Source organism: Clostridium sp. OS1-26, assembly GCF_030915445.1.
GTDB lineage: Bacteria > Bacillota > Clostridia > Clostridiales > Clostridiaceae > Clostridium_AM.
In genome coordinates this window covers 988,879-1,006,540 of the sequence record NZ_CP133264.1, presented here as the reverse complement: position 1 = coordinate 1,006,540, position 17,662 = coordinate 988,879, and the positions used below count along the sequence as shown (strand labels likewise).

Annotated in this window: 17 protein-coding genes and 1 riboswitch; of the genes, 16 read left to right on the top strand and 1 reads right to left on the bottom strand. The window is 32.5% G+C overall.

From position 1 onward, the window contains the following. The first annotated feature begins 1 nt into the window (after window position 1). The 14 genes from acsC (at window position 2) to RCG18_RS04975 (ending at window position 14,473) form a co-directional block, all read left to right on the top strand. Window positions 2-1,354 (top strand): acetyl-CoA decarbonylase/synthase complex subunit gamma, encoded by a 1,353-nt coding sequence (acsC, locus tag RCG18_RS05040; RefSeq protein ID WP_308040318.1) that lies wholly within the window; start codon window positions 2-4, stop codon window positions 1,352-1,354. A 120-nt stretch (window positions 1,355-1,474) separates the two neighbouring features. Then, window positions 1,475-2,260: a carbon monoxide dehydrogenase/acetyl-CoA synthase methytransferase subunit gene (gene acsE, locus RCG18_RS05035; protein WP_308040317.1), complete on the top strand. Its 786-nt coding sequence runs from the start codon at window positions 1,475-1,477 to the stop codon at window positions 2,258-2,260. 38 nt (window positions 2,261-2,298) lie between these two features. Beyond that, window positions 2,299-4,425, top strand: a complete 2,127-nt coding sequence (gene acsB / locus RCG18_RS05030) for an acetyl-CoA decarbonylase/synthase complex subunit alpha/beta (RefSeq protein ID WP_308040316.1) — start codon at window positions 2,299-2,301, stop codon at window positions 4,423-4,425. A gap of 144 nt (window positions 4,426-4,569) precedes the next feature. Beyond that, window positions 4,570-4,944, top strand: a complete 375-nt coding sequence (gene gcvH, locus RCG18_RS05025; RefSeq protein WP_308040315.1) for a glycine cleavage system protein GcvH — start codon at window positions 4,570-4,572, stop codon at window positions 4,942-4,944. A gap of 58 nt (window positions 4,945-5,002) precedes the next feature. Then, entirely contained in the window at window positions 5,003-6,934 is a 1,932-nt protein-coding gene (gene acsV / locus RCG18_RS05020; RefSeq protein WP_308040314.1) for a corrinoid activation/regeneration protein AcsV, read from the top strand. A gap of 5 nt (window positions 6,935-6,939) precedes the next feature. Next, a complete protein-coding gene (locus RCG18_RS05015) occupies window positions 6,940-7,134 on the top strand; it encodes a CooT family nickel-binding protein (RefSeq protein WP_308040313.1) in 195 nt (64 codons plus the stop codon). A gap of 28 nt (window positions 7,135-7,162) precedes the next feature. Next, a complete protein-coding gene (locus tag RCG18_RS05010) occupies window positions 7,163-7,624 on the top strand; it encodes a zinc transporter (protein ID WP_308040312.1) in 462 nt (153 codons plus the stop codon). A 113-nt stretch (window positions 7,625-7,737) separates the two neighbouring features. Then, window positions 7,738-8,373 carry a DUF3786 domain-containing protein gene (locus RCG18_RS05005; protein ID WP_308040311.1) on the top strand — a complete coding sequence of 212 codons (636 nt, stop codon included), beginning with the start codon at window positions 7,738-7,740 and terminating at the stop codon, window positions 8,371-8,373. A 43-nt stretch (window positions 8,374-8,416) separates the two neighbouring features. Further along, the gene (locus RCG18_RS05000) at window positions 8,417-9,403 is read left to right on the top strand and encodes a lipoate--protein ligase (RefSeq protein WP_308040310.1); all 987 of its coding nucleotides are present in this window, start codon (window positions 8,417-8,419) and stop codon (window positions 9,401-9,403) included. A 67-nt stretch (window positions 9,404-9,470) separates the two neighbouring features. Continuing rightward, window positions 9,471-10,334, top strand: coding sequence for a formate/nitrite transporter family protein (locus tag RCG18_RS04995; RefSeq protein ID WP_308040309.1), 864 nt, complete (start codon window positions 9,471-9,473; stop codon window positions 10,332-10,334). 279 nt (window positions 10,335-10,613) lie between these two features. After that, window positions 10,614-12,050, top strand: a complete 1,437-nt coding sequence (locus RCG18_RS04990; protein WP_308040308.1) for an NAD(P)/FAD-dependent oxidoreductase — start codon at window positions 10,614-10,616, stop codon at window positions 12,048-12,050. A gap of 43 nt (window positions 12,051-12,093) precedes the next feature. Then, window positions 12,094-13,353: an FAD-dependent oxidoreductase gene (locus RCG18_RS04985; RefSeq protein ID WP_308040307.1), complete on the top strand. Its 1,260-nt coding sequence runs from the start codon at window positions 12,094-12,096 to the stop codon at window positions 13,351-13,353. A gap of 5 nt (window positions 13,354-13,358) precedes the next feature. After that, window positions 13,359-13,748: a DUF1667 domain-containing protein gene (locus tag RCG18_RS04980; protein WP_308041962.1), complete on the top strand. Its 390-nt coding sequence runs from the start codon at window positions 13,359-13,361 to the stop codon at window positions 13,746-13,748. Between the two features lie 149 nt (window positions 13,749-13,897). Continuing rightward, window positions 13,898-14,473, top strand: a complete 576-nt coding sequence (locus tag RCG18_RS04975; protein WP_308040306.1) for a DUF1836 domain-containing protein — start codon at window positions 13,898-13,900, stop codon at window positions 14,471-14,473. Between the two features lie 69 nt (window positions 14,474-14,542). Here RCG18_RS04975 and RCG18_RS04970 read toward each other — a convergent pair whose 3' ends face one another. After that, on the bottom strand, window positions 14,543-15,172 hold the full coding sequence (locus RCG18_RS04970; RefSeq protein ID WP_308040305.1) for a RusA family crossover junction endodeoxyribonuclease: 630 nt from the start codon (window positions 15,170-15,172) through the stop codon (window positions 14,543-14,545). Window positions 15,173-15,308: 136 nt separating this feature from the next. Between RCG18_RS04970 and tsaD the strand changes: the two genes are divergently transcribed. Further along, window positions 15,309-16,334, top strand: a complete 1,026-nt coding sequence (gene tsaD / locus RCG18_RS04965) for a tRNA (adenosine(37)-N6)-threonylcarbamoyltransferase complex transferase subunit TsaD (protein WP_308040304.1) — start codon at window positions 15,309-15,311, stop codon at window positions 16,332-16,334. A gap of 26 nt (window positions 16,335-16,360) precedes the next feature. After that, window positions 16,361-16,557: riboswitch (cobalamin riboswitch) on the top strand. Between the two features lie 144 nt (window positions 16,558-16,701). Continuing rightward, complete coding sequence (locus tag RCG18_RS04960; protein WP_308040303.1) at window positions 16,702-17,655, top strand: ABC transporter substrate-binding protein; 954 nt, start codon at window positions 16,702-16,704, stop codon at window positions 17,653-17,655. Window positions 17,656-17,662: the final 7 nt, after the last annotated feature.

Below are 17,662 nucleotides of genomic sequence, written 5' to 3'. Positions count from 1 at the left end.
AATGGCTTTAACAGGATTAGATATATTTAAATTAACACCTAAAAAGAATTGTAAAGATTGTGGATTTCCAACTTGTTTAGCTTTTTCAATGAAAGTTGCTACTGGAGCTGTAGAAATAGGAAAATGTCCTCATATGAGCTCAGAGGCTATAGAAAAATTATCAGAAGCTACAGCACCATTAATGAAGACTTTAACAGTTGGTAAAGGTGAAACTGAGTACAAACTCGGTGGAGAAACTGTAATGTTCCGTCATGAAAAAACTTTCGTTAATAGAAATAGATTTGCAGTATTATTATCAGACTCTATGGATGATGCTGAAATAGATACAAAGATTCAACATATGAAAGATGTTGATTATGTGAGAATTGGTGAAGATATGAAGGTTGAATTTGCTGCATTAAAATATGCTGGCAATAAAGACAAATTCATTGCTTTAGTTAAAAAAGTAAAAGACAGCGGGTTAAAGGTAGCTTACATACTAATTTGTGAAGACGCTGCAGTTGTTAAAGAAGCTTTAGAATTAGTAAAAGCTGAAAGTCCTATAGTTTATGGCGCTAATAAGGACAACTATAAAGAAATGGTTGAACTTGTTAAGGCTGATAACTTAGCTTTAGGAGTAAAAGCTGACAACTTAGAAGCTTTATATGGACTAGTTGAAGAGATCCAAAAATTAGGATATAAGAATTTAATTCTTGATCCAGCTTCAACTTCAATTAAAGAAGCATTTGAAAACACAGTTCAAATTAGAAGAATGAATATTCAAGGACAAGATAGAACATTCGGATACCCTTCAATTTTATTTGTAGATACACTTGCTAAAGGCGATAAATTTATGGAAATAGCTTTATCTACATTATTCACAATGAAGTATGGTTCAATAATAGTTCTAAGCGATATGGATTTTGCTAGAGCATTACCTCTATATGGCTTAAGACAAAACATATTCACTGACCCACAAAAACCAATGAGAGTAGAACCAGGTTTATATCAATTAAACGGTGCAGATGAAAATGCTCCAATAATATGTACTGTTGATTTTGCATTGACTTACTTTATTGTAGCAGGTGAAGCTGAAAGATCAAAGATTCCAGTACAGATGTTAATTCCGGATGCTGGCGGATACTCAGTTCTTACTTCATGGGCAGCTGGTAAATTTACAGCTAACAGCATAGCTAAATTCATAAAAGAAAGCAACATAGAAGAAAAAGTTAAGAGCAGAAAACTTATACTTCCAGGAAAAGTTGCTGTATTAAAAGGTGACTTAGAAGAGAACTTACCAGGATGGGAAATCATAGTTGGAACTACAGAAGCTATGTTTATTCCTAAGTTCTTAAAAGAATTAGCTGCTAAATAATAATTGTTACGTTATTTAATTTGAGAGTGGAGAAGTATCTCCATTCTCAACTAAAAATATAAAAAGTAACATGTTAATGTCATTTTAAAATTCAGATTAAAAATGGGAGGGTATTTAAATATGGATAAGTTTTTGACTATTGGGGAAAGAATTCACTGTATATCTCCAGCAATTAGAAAGGCTATAACAGAAAGAAACCCAGAACAAATATTCAAGAGAGCAAAAGAACAGTTAGAAGCAGGTGCTCAATATTTAGATTTCAATATAGGACCAGCTGAAAAAGATGGAGAAGAAGTAATGGCATGGGGTGTCCAATTACTTCAAAAAGAATTTGACAATGTTCCAATTGCATTGGATACAACTAATGCGAAAGCAATAGAAGCTGGACTTAAGGTTTATAACAGATCAAAAGGAAAGCCAATTGTAAATTCAGCTGATGCTGGTGACAGAATTACAAATATAGATTTAGCTGCAGAATATGATGCTATGTGTATTGCTCTATGTGCAAAAGAAGGTATAACTAAGGATAATGATGAAAGAATGGCTTACTGTACAGAAATGCTTGAAAGAGGAATGGGTCTTGGAATGGAACCAACAGACTTATTATTTGACCCGTTATTCCTAGTAATTAAAGGAATGCAAGATAAACAAAAAGAAGTTTTAGAAGCTGTTAGATTGATAAGTGAAATGGGACTTAGAACTTGCTGTGGATTAAGTAACATATCAAATGGAGCTCCAAAGGAACTTAGACCAATTATGGACGCTAATTTCTGTGCAATGGCTATGCAGGCTGGACTTACTTCAGCAATAATGAATCCATGTGACAAGATATTAATGCAAACTATTAAAACTTGTGACGTTATAAACGGAGCTGTTTTATACGCTGACTCATATTTGGACTTATAAAATTAACATAAACTTTTAATTTAGGGAGGGGCTAAAAAATGAATTTATTTCAAACTATATTCACTGGTTCAAAACAAGCTTTAGCAGCTGCTGAAGGTATTGTTAAAAAGGCAGTCGAAGAAAAAGGCAGAGATTGTAAGGTTGCATTCCCTGATACAGCATATTCATTACCAGTAATCTATGCTGCTACAGGAAAGAAGATCACAACAGTAGCAGAATTAGAAGGCGCTTTAGACATAGTTAGAAGCTTAATAGTAGAAGAAGAAATGCTAGATAAAGCATTAAATTCAGGATTAGCTACAGCTGTTGCAGCAGAAATAATTGAAGCAGCTAAGTACGTGCTTTCAGATGCTCCATATTCAGAACCATGTGCAGGATTTATATCAGACCCAATAATCCGTTCATTTGGGGTACCACTAGTTACTGGAGACGTTCCAGGTGTAGCAGTTGTACTTGGAGAATTTCCAGATGCTGAAACTGCAGCAAAAGTTATAAAAGATTACCAATCAAAAGGATTACTTACTTGCTTAGTTGGTAAAGTAATAGATCAAGCTATAGAAGGTAACGTTAAAATGGGTCTTGATCTAAGAGTTGTACCTCTTGGATATGATGTTACTTCAGTAATTCATATTGTAAGTTTTGCTATAAGAGCTTCTTTAATATTCGGAGCAGTTAAGCCTGGTAATTTAGGTGAAGTTCTTCAGTATTGCTCTGACAGAGTTCCAGCATTCGTAAATGCAGTTGGTCCATTAAGTGAACTTGTAGTTTCATGTGGAGCTGGTGCTATAGCACTTGGATTCCCTGTAGTAACTGACCAAACTGTAACAGAAGTTCCTACATTATTATTAACTCAAAAAGATTATGATAAAGTAGTTAAAACTTCTCTTGAAGCTAGAAAGATTAAAATAAAGATTACTGAAATTCCAATACCAGTTGCATTTGCAGCAGCATTCGAAGGTGAAAGAATTAGAAAGAATGACATGTTTGCAGAATTTGGTGGCGGAAAGACAGAAGCTTGGGAATTAGTTATGAGCGCTGAGCTTGGAGAAGTTGAAGATCATAAAATAGAAATTATAGGACCAGACATAGATGTTATAACAGAAACTCCAGGAAGAATGCCTCTTGGAATGCTTATAAAAGTAGCTGGCGCTAACATGCAAAAAGACTTCGAACCAGTTCTAGAAAGAAGACTTCACTACTTCTTAAACTATATTGAAGGCGTAATGCACGTTGGACAAAGAAATCTTACTTGGTTAAGAGTAGGTAAAGAAGCTTTTGATAAAGGCTTTAGATTAAAACATTTTGGTGAAGTAGTATATGCTAAAATGTTAGATGAATTTGGTGAAGTTGTAGATAAGTGTGAAATCACAATAATAACTGATCCAGAAAAAGCTACAGAATTAAAAGACAAATATGCTATGCCAAGATTTGCAGAAAGAGATGAAAGACTTAGCTCATTACTAGATGAAAATGTTGATACATTCTATACTTGTAACCTTTGTCAATCATTCGCTCCAGCTCATATATGTATAGTTACTCCAGAAAGACTTGGTCTTTGCGGAGCAGTTTCATGGTTAGATGCTAAAGCTACACTTCAATTAAATCCTGTAGGACCTTGTCAAGCAGTGCCAAAAGAAGGTTTAATTGATGAAAATGCTGGTATTTGGGAAAAAGTAAATGAAGCTGTATCAAACGGTTCACAAGGTGCTGTAACAGAAGTTACATTATATAGTATATTAAATAGTCCTATGACTTCTTGTGGATGTTTCGAATGTATTACAGGTATAATGCCAGAAGCTAATGGTGTTGTTATAGTAAATAGAGAACATGGTGCTGTGACTCCACTTGGAATGACATTTGGTGAACTTGCATCTATGACTGGTGGTGGAGTACAAACTCCTGGATTTATGGGACATGGAAGAGCATTTATTCCATCAAAGAAATTCATGAAGGCAGAAGGCGGAATTGAAAGAATAGTTTGGATGCCAAAAGAATTAAAAGATTTCGTAGCAGATAAGTTAAATGCTACTGCTAAAGAATTATATGATATAGACAATTTTGTAGATAGAATTTGCGATGAAACTATAGCTACAGATTCAGATGCAGTTTTAGCATTCTTAACAGAAAAAGAACATCCAGCGTTGAATATGGATCCAATAATGTAATTAACAATTAACAGAGGGTAATTGGCAATTGACAGTGAAGGAGGACTTTTCTTCCTCTGTCCTCTGTTAATTGTCCTCTAATAAAAATTTTGCGTAGCAAAATTTTTATATTACGGGTTAAAGTTAAAAGAAGGGGTGTTAATAATGAATTTTCCAAGTGAATTATATTATAGCAGCGAACATACATGGGTTAAAATAGATGGTGACGTAGCATATATAGGAATAAGCGATTTTGCACAAGATCAACTTGGCGAAATATTATTTGTAGAGATGCCAGAAGTAGAAGAAGAAATAGCTCAAGGAAAGGCTTTTGGAGTAGTTGAGTCCTCAAAGAAAGCTTCAGATTTGATAGCGCCTATATCAGGAGAGGTTTTGGAAGTTAACGAAAAGTTAGATGACGAACCTGAGTATATAAATGAAAACGCTTATGATGCTTGGATAGTAAAAGTAAAAGTAAGCGATAAAGGGGAGCTTGAAAATTTATTAAATGCTTCTGGATATGAATCAGGCTTAAAGTAGAAAAAACTTCTCGGTAATTTAACCGAGAAAGTTTTTTTTAAGGAGGTATTTACAAAATATGCTAAGAGTTAAATTTGTTCCACAAAATAGGGAGATAGTAGTAGAAAATGGAGAAAATCTATTAGAAGTTGCTAGAAAGGCTGAAATATTTATTGATGCTCCTTGTAATGGAAACGGTGTTTGTGGAAAGTGTAAGGTAAAAGTTCTTGAAGGAAAAATAGATACTGAAAAAAGCAGGCATATAAAGGATGAAGAGTGGAATGAAGGATATATTTTAGCTTGTAATTCAAAGGTGATAGAAGATGTAGTTATTGAGATTCCTTCTAATGCATCGTCAGCTATGCATGGTATGAAAATTGAAGATCTATCCGGTAAAAGGGAACATGAAATATTTGAAAAATCGAAGCAGAAGTTATCAGAGAATGGAATGGAATTCAAAACATATGTAAAAAAGGATTTTATAAAACTAGATCCTCCAACATTAGATGACAATATATCTGATTTTGAGAGAATTAAAAGGCATTTAAGAAATCACTTAGGATATAGTCAAGTATTTTGTAGACTTCCTATGCTTAGAAAGATATCCCAAATTCTAAGAGAAGCTGATTTTGAAGTTACTATAACGCATATACCAAGAGGAGAAGGTAAAACTACTATAATTAATATGGAAAAGGGAAATACTACCGATAGACTCTATGGTGTAGCACTAGATATTGGAACCACATCTGTGGCAGCTTGTTTAGTTGATTTATATGGTGGTACACTTGTAGCGAAAGCATCTTCTGGAAACGCACAAATAAAATATGGTGCAGATGTTATAAATAGAATAATATACTCAACAAAGGGAAATGGACTCGAAGAGCTAAATAATGCAATAATCAATGAAACTATAAATCCACTTTTAAGAAAGATGTATAAAGATTCCGGTATATCAAAGGATGAGGTAGTGTCCTTTATAGCTGCAGGGAATACTACAATGTCTCATTTGTTTTTAGGAATTTATCCTGATTACTTAAGAATGGAACCATACATACCAGCTTTTGTAAGGCCACCTTTTATAAAGGCATCTGAGTTAGGAATAGCAGTTAACCCAGAAACCTTTATATATTTAGTACCTTCTGTTGCAAGTTATGTTGGAGGCGACATTACTGCTGGTGTACTAGCATCAGGTATATGGGCATCTGATGAAAATATACTTTTTATTGATTTAGGAACTAACGGTGAAATTGTATTTGGAAATAAAGAATTTTTAATGACTTGTGCTTGCTCTGCTGGACCTGCCTTTGAAGGTGGAGAAATAAGTTGTGGAATGAGAGCAGCAGGTGGAGCAATAGAAGAAGTTAAAATTGAAAGAGATACTTACGAACCTAAAATTAGTGTGATTGGAAATGAAAAGCCAGCAGGAATTTGCGGTTCAGGAATTATTGATTTGATATGTGAAATGATGTTATCCGGACTGATTGACAGGAAAGGAAAACTTGTCAAAGGTTTAGGAACATCAAGAGTAAGATTTGACGAACATGGAATTGGCGAATACGTAATAGTATTTAAAGAAGAATATAAATTAGAAAAAGATATTGCCATAACGGAAGTTGATATAGATAATTTTATTAGAGCAAAGGCAGCTATTTATTCGGGGATCAACACTCTTCTAAGTGGACTTGGAATGGACTTCACTATGATAGACAAAATTTATATAGCAGGTGGTATAGGAAACAGCTTAGATATAGGAAACTCTATAAAAATAGGAATGCTTCCTGATATAGAACAAGATAAAATCTCTTATATAGGCAATAGCTCTTTAATGGGATGTTACTTAACCTTAATGAGTGAAGATGCAAGGCATAAATTAGAGGAAGTAGCAAATCATATGACCTATGTTGAACTTAGTGTGGAACCAGGATATATGGATGAATTTGTATCTGCGTGCTTTTTGCCGCATACTGATATTGAAAAGTTCCCAAGTGTGGAACAATTGTTAAGGAGGTAACAAAAATGTGTGAATCAACAGCATATTTAATTACACCAGAAGGTGAAAGGAAAGTAATGGACTATGTAGTAGATGTAGTGCCAAAAGAAAATGGGAAATTGTTATTAACAGATCTTTTAGGAGAGGAAAAGTTAATTGAAGGTATGTTAAAAGAAGTAAGACTTTTAGAGCACAAAATAATTATTGAAAAAGTTAAATAAATATATAACTTATGAGGAGGTACTTTTTATGAGCAAAGAACATTTACATGAACATAATCACGAGCATAGCCATAGTCATTCACATGAGCATGAGCATAAACATGAACATGAACATAAACATTGTCATGGCAAAGAAGAACATACACATGAGCATAGCCATGGTCATTCACATGATCACGAGCATAAGCATAGCCATAGTCATGATCATAGTGGAGATCATGATCACGAGCACAGCAATTGTTGTGGACAAGGACATAATCATGAGTGTGGAGCAGCAGTGGCTGATAATCTAACTAAGGAAGAAAAAACATTAAAAGTTCTGTTACACCATTGGGTTGATCATAATAAATCTCACGAAGAAAGCTTTAAAGAATGGGTTGAAAAAGCAAAGACTATGGATAGAACAGAAACATCTGAATATATTGCAAAAGCAATTGAATATATGGAAAAGGCAGATGAAATGTTATTAGAAGCTCAAAAGCATATTTAGCATAAGATAGAAGTCTGTTTAAGCTCATGTTGCATAAAGTGAAACTTGAATCAGATGCAACAGGGGCTAATTCAAGGTGTGCATATTAATCGTAGAAAGGATGAAAAGTGGTTATGGATAGAGTTGCTATAGAAGAAAAAAGAAAAGATAAAATACCATATGAATATAACAAAAGTATATTTAAAAACTTTAATCCTGAGGAAATGGAACAAAATACTGGATGTATATATAATAAAGAAAAACAACAATTTGTAGTTAAATTGATGGGAGAAAATATAATAGTAAGATATCCATCAGGAGAAGTATTAAAGGAAGATGGAAGGCCAATAGAAAAATATGCACCTAAAACATTAGTATTAAGATATTTGATGAATGCAAAGGGAGTTGCTCCATTAGACAAAAATATAACATATAGAGATGTCGATGGAGGAAATATGTATTATAACAATTTTTATGGAAGATGTCTTTTAAGATTAGCAAAAACCTTTGGACATAATCTGGAAAAATTTAAAAACGTATTCGAAAAAATTGGAGCAGAAAAAGTAGATATGGGGGATATAGCTTATAAATTTGAATTTTTAAATAATATATATGTAACTTTTGCTCTATGGGAAGGCGATGAAGAATTTCCGCCTTCATCGCAAATATTATTTAATGGTAATGTTCCATTTTATTTTTCTGCAGAAGATTTAGCTGTAGTTGGAGATGTTTCAATTGGAGCAATAACTACTTTAGCTTATGCTAAATAGTTTAAAATTTCACAATTAAGTTTATACTACTGGAGGCAGTTTTATGAAGTATATTTTAAGTGATTCATTTAACCCTTATTTTAACTTAGCGCTAGAAGAGTATATATTTAAGACTGTTGGAGTGCAAGAAGACTTTATCATCTTATGGCAGAATGAAAATACAATAGTTATAGGAAGGCATCAAAACACCATAGAAGAAATTAATGCTGATTTTGTAAAAGAAAACAATATAAATGTAGTACGAAGAATAACAGGTGGTGGAGCTGTCTATCATGATCTAGGCAACTTAAATTTTTCATTCATAACGGGATATGATAAAAATGATATGATCGACTATAAAAAGTACACAATACCAGTTATAAATGCATTGAAAAAACTAGGTGTAGATGCTGAATTAAGCGGTAGAAATGATCTTACTATAGATGGGAAAAAGTTTTCAGGAAATGCTCAAAGTATGCATAAAGGGAGAATTCTACATCATGGTACGTTATTATTTAATTCAAATTTAGATATTATAGGAAAGGTACTAAATGTACAACTAGACAAAATACAGTCTAAGGGTATTAAATCCGTAAGAAGTAGGGTAACTAATATCAAAGATTATTTAAGAGAAGATACCGATGTAAACGGATTCAAAGAATTATTGTTAAAAAATTTATTTGAAAATAACACTCTCGAGGAATATCATTTATCTGAAAGCGATCTGGTATCTATAACTAAACTTAAAGAAAGTAAATATGACACCTGGGAATGGAACTATGGAAAATCTCCAAAGTTTAATTTTAAAAACTCAAAGAGATTTGCTAATGGTAAATTAGAGATTTTACTTAATGTTAATAGTGGACTTATTAACGAATGCAAAATTTATGGAGACTTTTTAGCATTATGTAGCGTTGATGAACTTGAAGAAAAGCTCAGGGGAATTAGATATGAAAAGTCTGCTGTTGAGTGCATGCTTAATAGCGTAAATTTAACACAATACTTTGGCAATATTACATTGAATGAAATTTTAGAATGCTTTTTTGTATAAGTGACTTTTTGATTATGGACATAATTATTTAAATAATTTTAAAGTAATTAAAAGGAAGGGGATCTATATGGAAAGTAGTATGTTAAAACCAAATGAATTGTGCGACGCATCTATAGGGGCAGGATGTGGTAAGGCAGGTTTGACAACATCGCAGCAAATCATTTTAGGACTGTTAGCAGGCGCATTTATTGCAGTAGGGGGAGCTGCTTCAGCAGTTGTTTCTCATGGAGTAGCCGATGCAGGTGTTGCCAAGTTATTAAGTGGTGCAGTGTTTCCGACAGGACTTATGTTAGTAGTAATGTGTGGTGCAGAATTATTTACAGGGAATTGTTTAATGATTGTACCTTTTGTAGATGGGAAAATAAGTATTAAAGATGTATTAAAAAACTGGGTGATAGTATATATAACTAATTTTATTGGCTCAATGCTTATAGCTTTTTTGGTTTTTCAATCAGGAGTCTTTAATATGAGTTCTGGAAAACTTGGTGGAGTTGTAATAAAGGTGGCATCAACTAAAGGTAGTCTGGCCTTTGGGACAGCATTTGCTAGTGGAATAATGTGTAATTTCTTAGTTTGTCTTGCCGTTTGGGGGGCATCAGCAGCGAAGGATGTTGCCAGTAAAGTAGCAATAATATGGTTTCCTATAATGGCTTTTGTAGCTTGTGGTTTTGAACACTGTGTTGCTAACATGTATTTCTTAACAGCAGGAATTCTTGCTAAATCTAATCCAATATACGCACAAGCATCAGGACTAGCTCCAAATAAAATGATAGACCTGTCAGGGATCGTAAATAACTTAATTCCTGTAACTCTTGGGAATATAGTTGGAGGATCAGTTATGGTGGGATTGGCATACTATGCAGTATATAAATATATTCCAGCGAAAAAGAATAGTAGTAAAGCTTCTTCAGAAGCAAAAGCGCAATCATAGAATTTTATATCAAACATAGCAAGGTATCTCAAGTAAAATAGCAAGTGAAAGACGTCTAAAGTAAATAACGCTAAAAACCATGGAAATTTATTAAACTATAAGATTATTTCTCGAAATTTAAGAGTATTTGATAGTTGAATATTTATAGTATTTATGTTAAGCTAAAGTTGAAATTAAGAAGTATATATTATGGCGGAGTTAAAGAGAGCCAAATTTTAAGGTATGATTTGCCTTAAATTTGTGCTCTCTTTTTGTTTTATATTTAAAGGAGGTATATCTATGTTTGATATAACAATTGTAGGAGCTGGAGTCGTAGGATGTTCAATAGCTAGGGAACTTGCTAGATATAAATTAAAGGTATGCGTTATTGATAAAGACTCGGATGTAGCCAATGGAACAACTAAAGCTAATAGTGCCATAGTACACGCAGGGTTTGATGCTAAACCTGAAAGTTTAAAAGGAAAGCTTAATGCTAAAGGAAATTCCATGTTTGATAAGTTAGCTGAGGAATTAGATTTTCCTTTTAAAAGAAATGGATCTTTAGTTTTGTGTTTTGATAAAAATGATGTAGACAAACTTAATGACTTGAAAAAACAGGGAGAAAAGAATGGGGTTCCAGGACTTGAAATAATAGAGGGAGATAAACTAAGAGAAATAGAGCCTAACGTATCAGATGAAGTAGTTGCTGCTCTACATGCGCCAACTGGTGCAATTGTTTGCCCTTATGAAATGACAATAGCTTTAGCTGAAAATGCCTTTATAAATGGAGTAGATTTCAAATTCGAAACTGAAGTAAAAGCTATAGATAAGATAGACGATATATATGTATTAAGAACTAATAAGGGTGATATTGAAACAAAGATAGTGATAAATGCTACTGGTGTATTTGCAGATAAAATAAATAACATGATAAGTAATAACAAAATAGATATAGTTGCTAGAAAAGGTGAATACTGCTTGTTTGATAAATCAGTAGGAAATATGATATCAAAAACTATATTCCAACTTCCAACTAAGATGGGAAAAGGTATACTAGTAACACCGACAGTAGATGGAAACTTATTAATAGGTCCTAATGCAGTAGATACAGAAGATAAGAATGATTTAAATACATCATTAGAAGGAATAAATGAGATAATAAATAAAGCAGGTTTAAGCATTAAACAAGTTCCTATGAGACAAGTTATAACTTCATTCTCAGGATTAAGAGCACATAGTGTGGGAAACGATTTTATAATTGGAGAACAGCAAGATGCTGAGAACTTTATTAATGCAGCAGGTATTGAATCACCTGGATTATCAAGCGCACCTGCAATAGCTGAAATGGTTGCTGATATAATAGTAAACAAATTGAATCCAAGCAAAAATGAAAAGTTTAATCCTATTAGAAAGGGAATACCTAAATTTAGAGAGCTAAACAATGAGGAAAGAAAGAAACTTATACAGCAGGATTCAAGATATGGTAAGATAATATGTAGATGTGAGACTGTTACTGAAGGAGAAATTATAAGTGCGATAAGAAGACCTTTAGGAGCGAAGACTCTCGATGGTGTTAAAAGAAGAACAAGATCTGGTATGGGAAGATGTCAAGCTGGATTTTGCGCACCTAAAATAGTTGAAATTTTAGCTAGAGAGCTTAACTTAATGCCTACAGAAATAACTAAGTTTGGAGGAGAATCGAAGTTATTAGTAGGTAAAGATAAAGAAACAATTTAAGTATAATTCCTATGAAATTAATAATGCTTGGAGGTTTATTGATATGCAAGAATATGACATAGTAATAATTGGTGGTGGTCCTGCAGGGCTTGCAGCAGCAATTTCAGCTAAAGAAGAGGGAATAGACAATATATTAATACTTGAGAGAGAAAATCAGTTAGGTGGAATATTAAATCAGTGTATCCATAATGGATTTGGACTCCATACTTTCAAGGAAGAGTTAACTGGCCCTGAATATGCGCAAAGATTTATTGATAAAACGATAGAGATGCAAATTCCATATAAATTGAATACTATGGTATTAGATCTAAATGAAAATAAAGTTATTACAGCTGTTAACGAAGAGGACGGAATATTAGAATTAAAAGCTAAGGCTGTTATACTTGCTATGGGATGTAGAGAAAGGCCAAGAGGAGCGATAAATATACCAGGAAGCAGATGCGCTGGTATATATACAGCAGGAGCTGCTCAAAAGTTTGTAAATATAGAAGGATATATGCCAGGTAAAGAAGTTGTTATATTAGGTTCAGGAGATATAGGGCTAATAATGGCGAGAAGAATGACACTTGAAGGTGCAAAGGTTAAGGCAGTAGTTGAGCTTATGTCTTATTCAGGTGGGCTTAAGAGAAACATTGTTCAGTGTCTTGATGATTTTGGTATACCATTGAAGTTAAGTTATACGGTTATAGATATAAAAGGCAAGGAAAGAGTTGAAGGGGTAACTATTGCAGCTGTTGATGAGAATAGAAACCCTATAAAAGGTACAGAAGAATTTATACCTTGCGATACGCTACTTTTATCTGTAGGACTTCTTCCAGAAAACGAGTTATCCAGAACTGCTGATGTTAAGTTATCATCTATAACTGGCGGTCCAGAAGTAGATGAAAGCCTTGAGACAAATATCGAAGGAATTTTTGCTTGTGGTAACGTTTTGCATGTTCATGATTTAGTTGATAATGTTACAGTTGAAAGCTATAGTGCTGGAAAAAATGCTGCTAAATACGTAAAAGGTAAGAGATTTGATGGTGAGAAAATAGAGATAGTTGCTACAGGTGGAGTGAGATATACTGTGCCAAAGTACGTAAATCCTGAAAATATAGAGAAAAACTTAGAAATAAGATTTAGAGTTGGAGACGTGTTTAAAGATAATTATATATCAGTATATTTTGACGACACAAGAGAGATGCATATAAAGAAAAGAATACTTACTCCAGGAGAAATGGAAACAGTTAAGCTTTCTAAGGATGTAATAAATAAATACCCTGAGTGTAGAAAAATTATTATTAAAGTAGAAAAGGAGTAGTGAATATATCTATGAGAGAGTTAATATGTATCGGTTGCCCTATAGGTTGCCAGCTTCAAGTTAAATTAGATGGAAAAGAAGTCGTTGAAGTTACAGGAAATACATGCAAAAAAGGCGAAGATTATGCCAAAAAAGAATGTACTAACCCTACAAGAATTGTAACTTCTTCTGTGTATGTTGAAGGCGGAGAAATAGGAGTAGTTCCTGTGAAAACTGAATCAGATATACCAAAGGAAAAAATATTTGATTGCATAAAAGCTTTAAAAGGGATAGTGGTTAAAGCACCTATAAATATTGGAGATGTAATAGTTGAGAATATATTGAATACAGGTGTTAATATAGTTGCTACTAGAAAAGTAGATGAGGCTTTAAAAAAAATTAACAAAATAGCTTAGTATTTAAAAGAGCTGATACATGTATAGTTTGTATCAGCTCTTTTTCTAGTTTTGAGCCCTATATATAATTGTATTGTATAGACATATAATATAAGATTATAATATATAAAGAAAAGCTTATACATAAATATGGAAAGAAGTGTGTTAAGATGGATGAAGAGAAAATGTCGAGGTTATTAGATGAAATATGTTCCTTTGAACAGTTAAAGTATTCTAATATACCAGATATAGATTTATATATGGATCAAGTGACTACATTTATAGATGAAAAACTTTCTTATTTGAAAAGAAATGAAAAAGAAGTAGCCTTAACTAAGACTATGATAAATAACTATACTAAGGCGGGTATTTTAATGCCACCTAAAAAAAAGAAATATTCTAGACAGCATATGGTATTAATAATTCTTACATATTATCTAAAACAGATACTATCAATAAATGATATACAAACTCTCTTTTCGCCTTTGGTAAATATGGCAAAGTCGGGAGAAGATTGTGATGGTAATTTGGTGAGTATATACAATGAGTTTTTAGATATAGAGAAAAAGGAAATTGAAGATTTTAAAAGTACTTTTGATAATATGTTTACTGAGGAAGAAGAACTAGTAGATTACAATGATAAGGATATAAACAAGCTGATTGTAACTGTATTATCTTTAGTTATTAAATCAACTATACAAAAAAGAATGGCAGAAAAGATGATTGATGAATTTTTCAAAGAATAGGAGTTTCTAAGTAGAGATTCAACTTAGAAATCCTATTAGATTTTACATATAAGGTTATAAAAATAAGAGTTAGAACAAATTCTTAAAACAGCTTTTACATATTAATGTTTTACCTTTATTAGCGGTAATGCAGTCAGATTTTTTTATAATTTTATTACATATTTCACAGTGAAATATATTATCGTCTGAATTAGATTTACAAGCCTTTGAAGATGAAGGCAATTTTAATTTTTTGTTTGATGGAGGAGAGTACTCGATTGGATTGTCCTTGTTTTTTCTAGGAATTATTTTATAATCAATAGAATAACTGCTTTCTCCAAAAAGTTCTAACTCAAATCTAGGATTTTCTTTATCATAAAATTCCTCTATTATAATTCTCCTTATTTGTGCATCATTTATAATCAGTCCGCTTTTTTCAATACCGTCAAAAATACTTTTTGTAATATTATTAGTATCAGGATGCCTTTTTTCACTTTTATAATATACTTTTAATATTGCTATTAAAGATTCAGAAAGTACAACATTAGGATTTTGAGATCTAGTAGCATAGGCTATTTCCTCCTCATAAAGAGCATATCTATCATGATATTTTCCGGAGTTAAATGGAAGTATAGCTCTTCCGTTTACATTAAAAAGCTTAAAGTTTGACTTAGATATTGGAGAACCTTTTACTATAACCTTTGCATAATTATGATTCATAACTTACTCCTTATATACTGTATACAGCTTGAATTTAATAATAATTATATCATATACATATAACATTGATTATAATTTTTGTATAAAGTATAATAATTGTTGGAATTTGTAATAACTAAAAAGTGAGGTAAATTCAATGAGTGAAGATATAAAAATACTTGCTATAGAGACCAGCTGTGATGAAACTTCGGCAGCAGTAGTGGTTAATGGTAGAGAAGTTTTATCAAATATAATATCATCTCAGATAGATATACATACTAAATTTGGAGGAGTTGTGCCAGAAGTAGCTTCACGAAAGCATGTAGAGGCTATAGGCTTTGTTGTTCAAGAGGCACTTGATAAAGCAGGTGTTACTTTAGATGAGATAGATGCTATTGGTGTAACTTATGGACCGGGGCTTGTAGGAGCGCTTTTAGTAGGATTGCAATATGCTAAGGGGTTAGCTTATGCATTAAAAAAACCCTTAATAGGCATTAATCATATAGAGGGGCACATAAGTGCAAATTTTATTCAATATAAAGAATTAGAGCCACCTTTTGTTTGTTTAGTGGTATCTGGGGGCCATACTTTTATAGTATATATGAAAGATTATGGTGAGTTTGAAGTACTAGGGCAAACAAGGGATGATGCTGCAGGGGAAGCTTATGATAAAGTTGCAAGAGCTATTGGACTTGGATATCCAGGAGGTCCTAAAATTGATAAACTATCTAGAGAGGGAAATCCACGGGCTATAAAGTTTCCAAGGGCTAATTTCCATGATGATAAATCTTTAGATTTTTCATTTAGTGGTGTTAAATCTGCAGTATTAAATTACTTAAACCAGATGGAAATGAAGAAAGAAGAGATAAATAAGGCAGATGTAGCTGCATCTTTTCAAAAAGCAGTAGTAGATTTTTTAGTTGATAACGCTATGAAAGCTTGTAAATTAAAAAAGGTTAATAAAATAGCAGTAGCTGGTGGTGTTGCTGCAAATAGCTGTCTTAGAGAGACCTTAATTAGTGCAGGAAGAAAAGATAACATAGATGTATTATTCCCAGAATTTATACTTTGCACAGATAATGCAGCCATGATAGGAAGCGCTGCTTATTTTGAGTATATGAAGGGAAATGTAGCACCGTTGACTTTAAATGCAATACCAAACCTAAAGTTAGGTGAAAGATAGGTTAATAAGTGTTATACTTATATTAAATTTAATAATAAATTTTAGGTACTTGTTATATGCTAAAAGCATTAAATAAGTTTAAATAGGGAAATGAGTGAAAATCTCATACGGTCCCGCCACTGTAATGAGGAGTGTATCGACATTTATGCCACTTGGTAACAGGGAAGGCGTCAATACATGATGAATCAGAGTCAGGAGACCTGCCTAAAACTTTTAAGCACTAATAGGCTTACGCGGATAGGCTGGTAGTAGTGGGGATTTTTTTACCTACAAAACCGTTATCTGTTTGATAATGGTTTTTTATTTTGGTGAAAAATTTAGTTTTACCTAGATGCTTGAATTCAATAAAAAATAGGAGGAACATAAAATGTCAAATTTAAAGAAAAACTGTTTAATATTAACCCTTTTTATACTAATTTTCTCTTTAGTTGGCTGTAATAATAAAGATAGTTCATTGAACTCAAAAGAAAATAAGGAACAGAATGAAATTGTAAGTAATACAACTTATCCACTTAAAATAAAAGACTCATTTAATAGAGAGGTAACTATAGAAAAAGAGCCTACAAAAATCATATCAATAGCACCTAATATTACAGAAACCATTTATGCACTTGATAAACAAAAGCTACTTATTGGAAGAACTGATTTTTGTACATATCCAAAAGAGGTAAGTAAGATTCAGTCTATAGGGAGTTTAATGGATCCCAATATAGAAAAAATTGTAGAATTAAAACCTGATCTAGTTATAGCCTCTAACCATTTTACAAAAGAAGATCTGAAGAAATTAGAGGAGGTTAATATAAAAGTTCTTGTATTATCAGGAAGTGAAAGTTTTGAAGGCACCTATGATATTATAAAAAACACTGGTAAAGTACTTAATGCAAATCAAAAGGCAGCTGATATTATTTTAGGAATGAAACAAAAGGTAAAAGATGTACAAGAAAAAGTTAAAGGTAAAAATAATCCTTCAGTATATTATATAGTAGGTTTTGGAAAAGGCGGAGACTTTACCGCTGGTAAAGATACTTTCATAGGGAAAATGATTGAAATGGCAGGAGGAAAAAATGCAGCGGCTGACACAAATGGATGGAAGTATAGTGTTGAAAAACTTATAGAAAAAAATCCTGATATACTTATATGCTCAAATAAATTTAGTTCAAAAGAAGGAATTAAAAATACTGAAGGTTATAAGGAGTTAGATGCAGTAAAAAGGAATAAACTTTTTGAAATAGATGAAGATATTATTAACAGACAAGGTCCAAGATTGGCAGATGGTTTGGAAGCATTGGCAAAAATAATTCACCCTGAAGCCTTTAAATAATGAATGG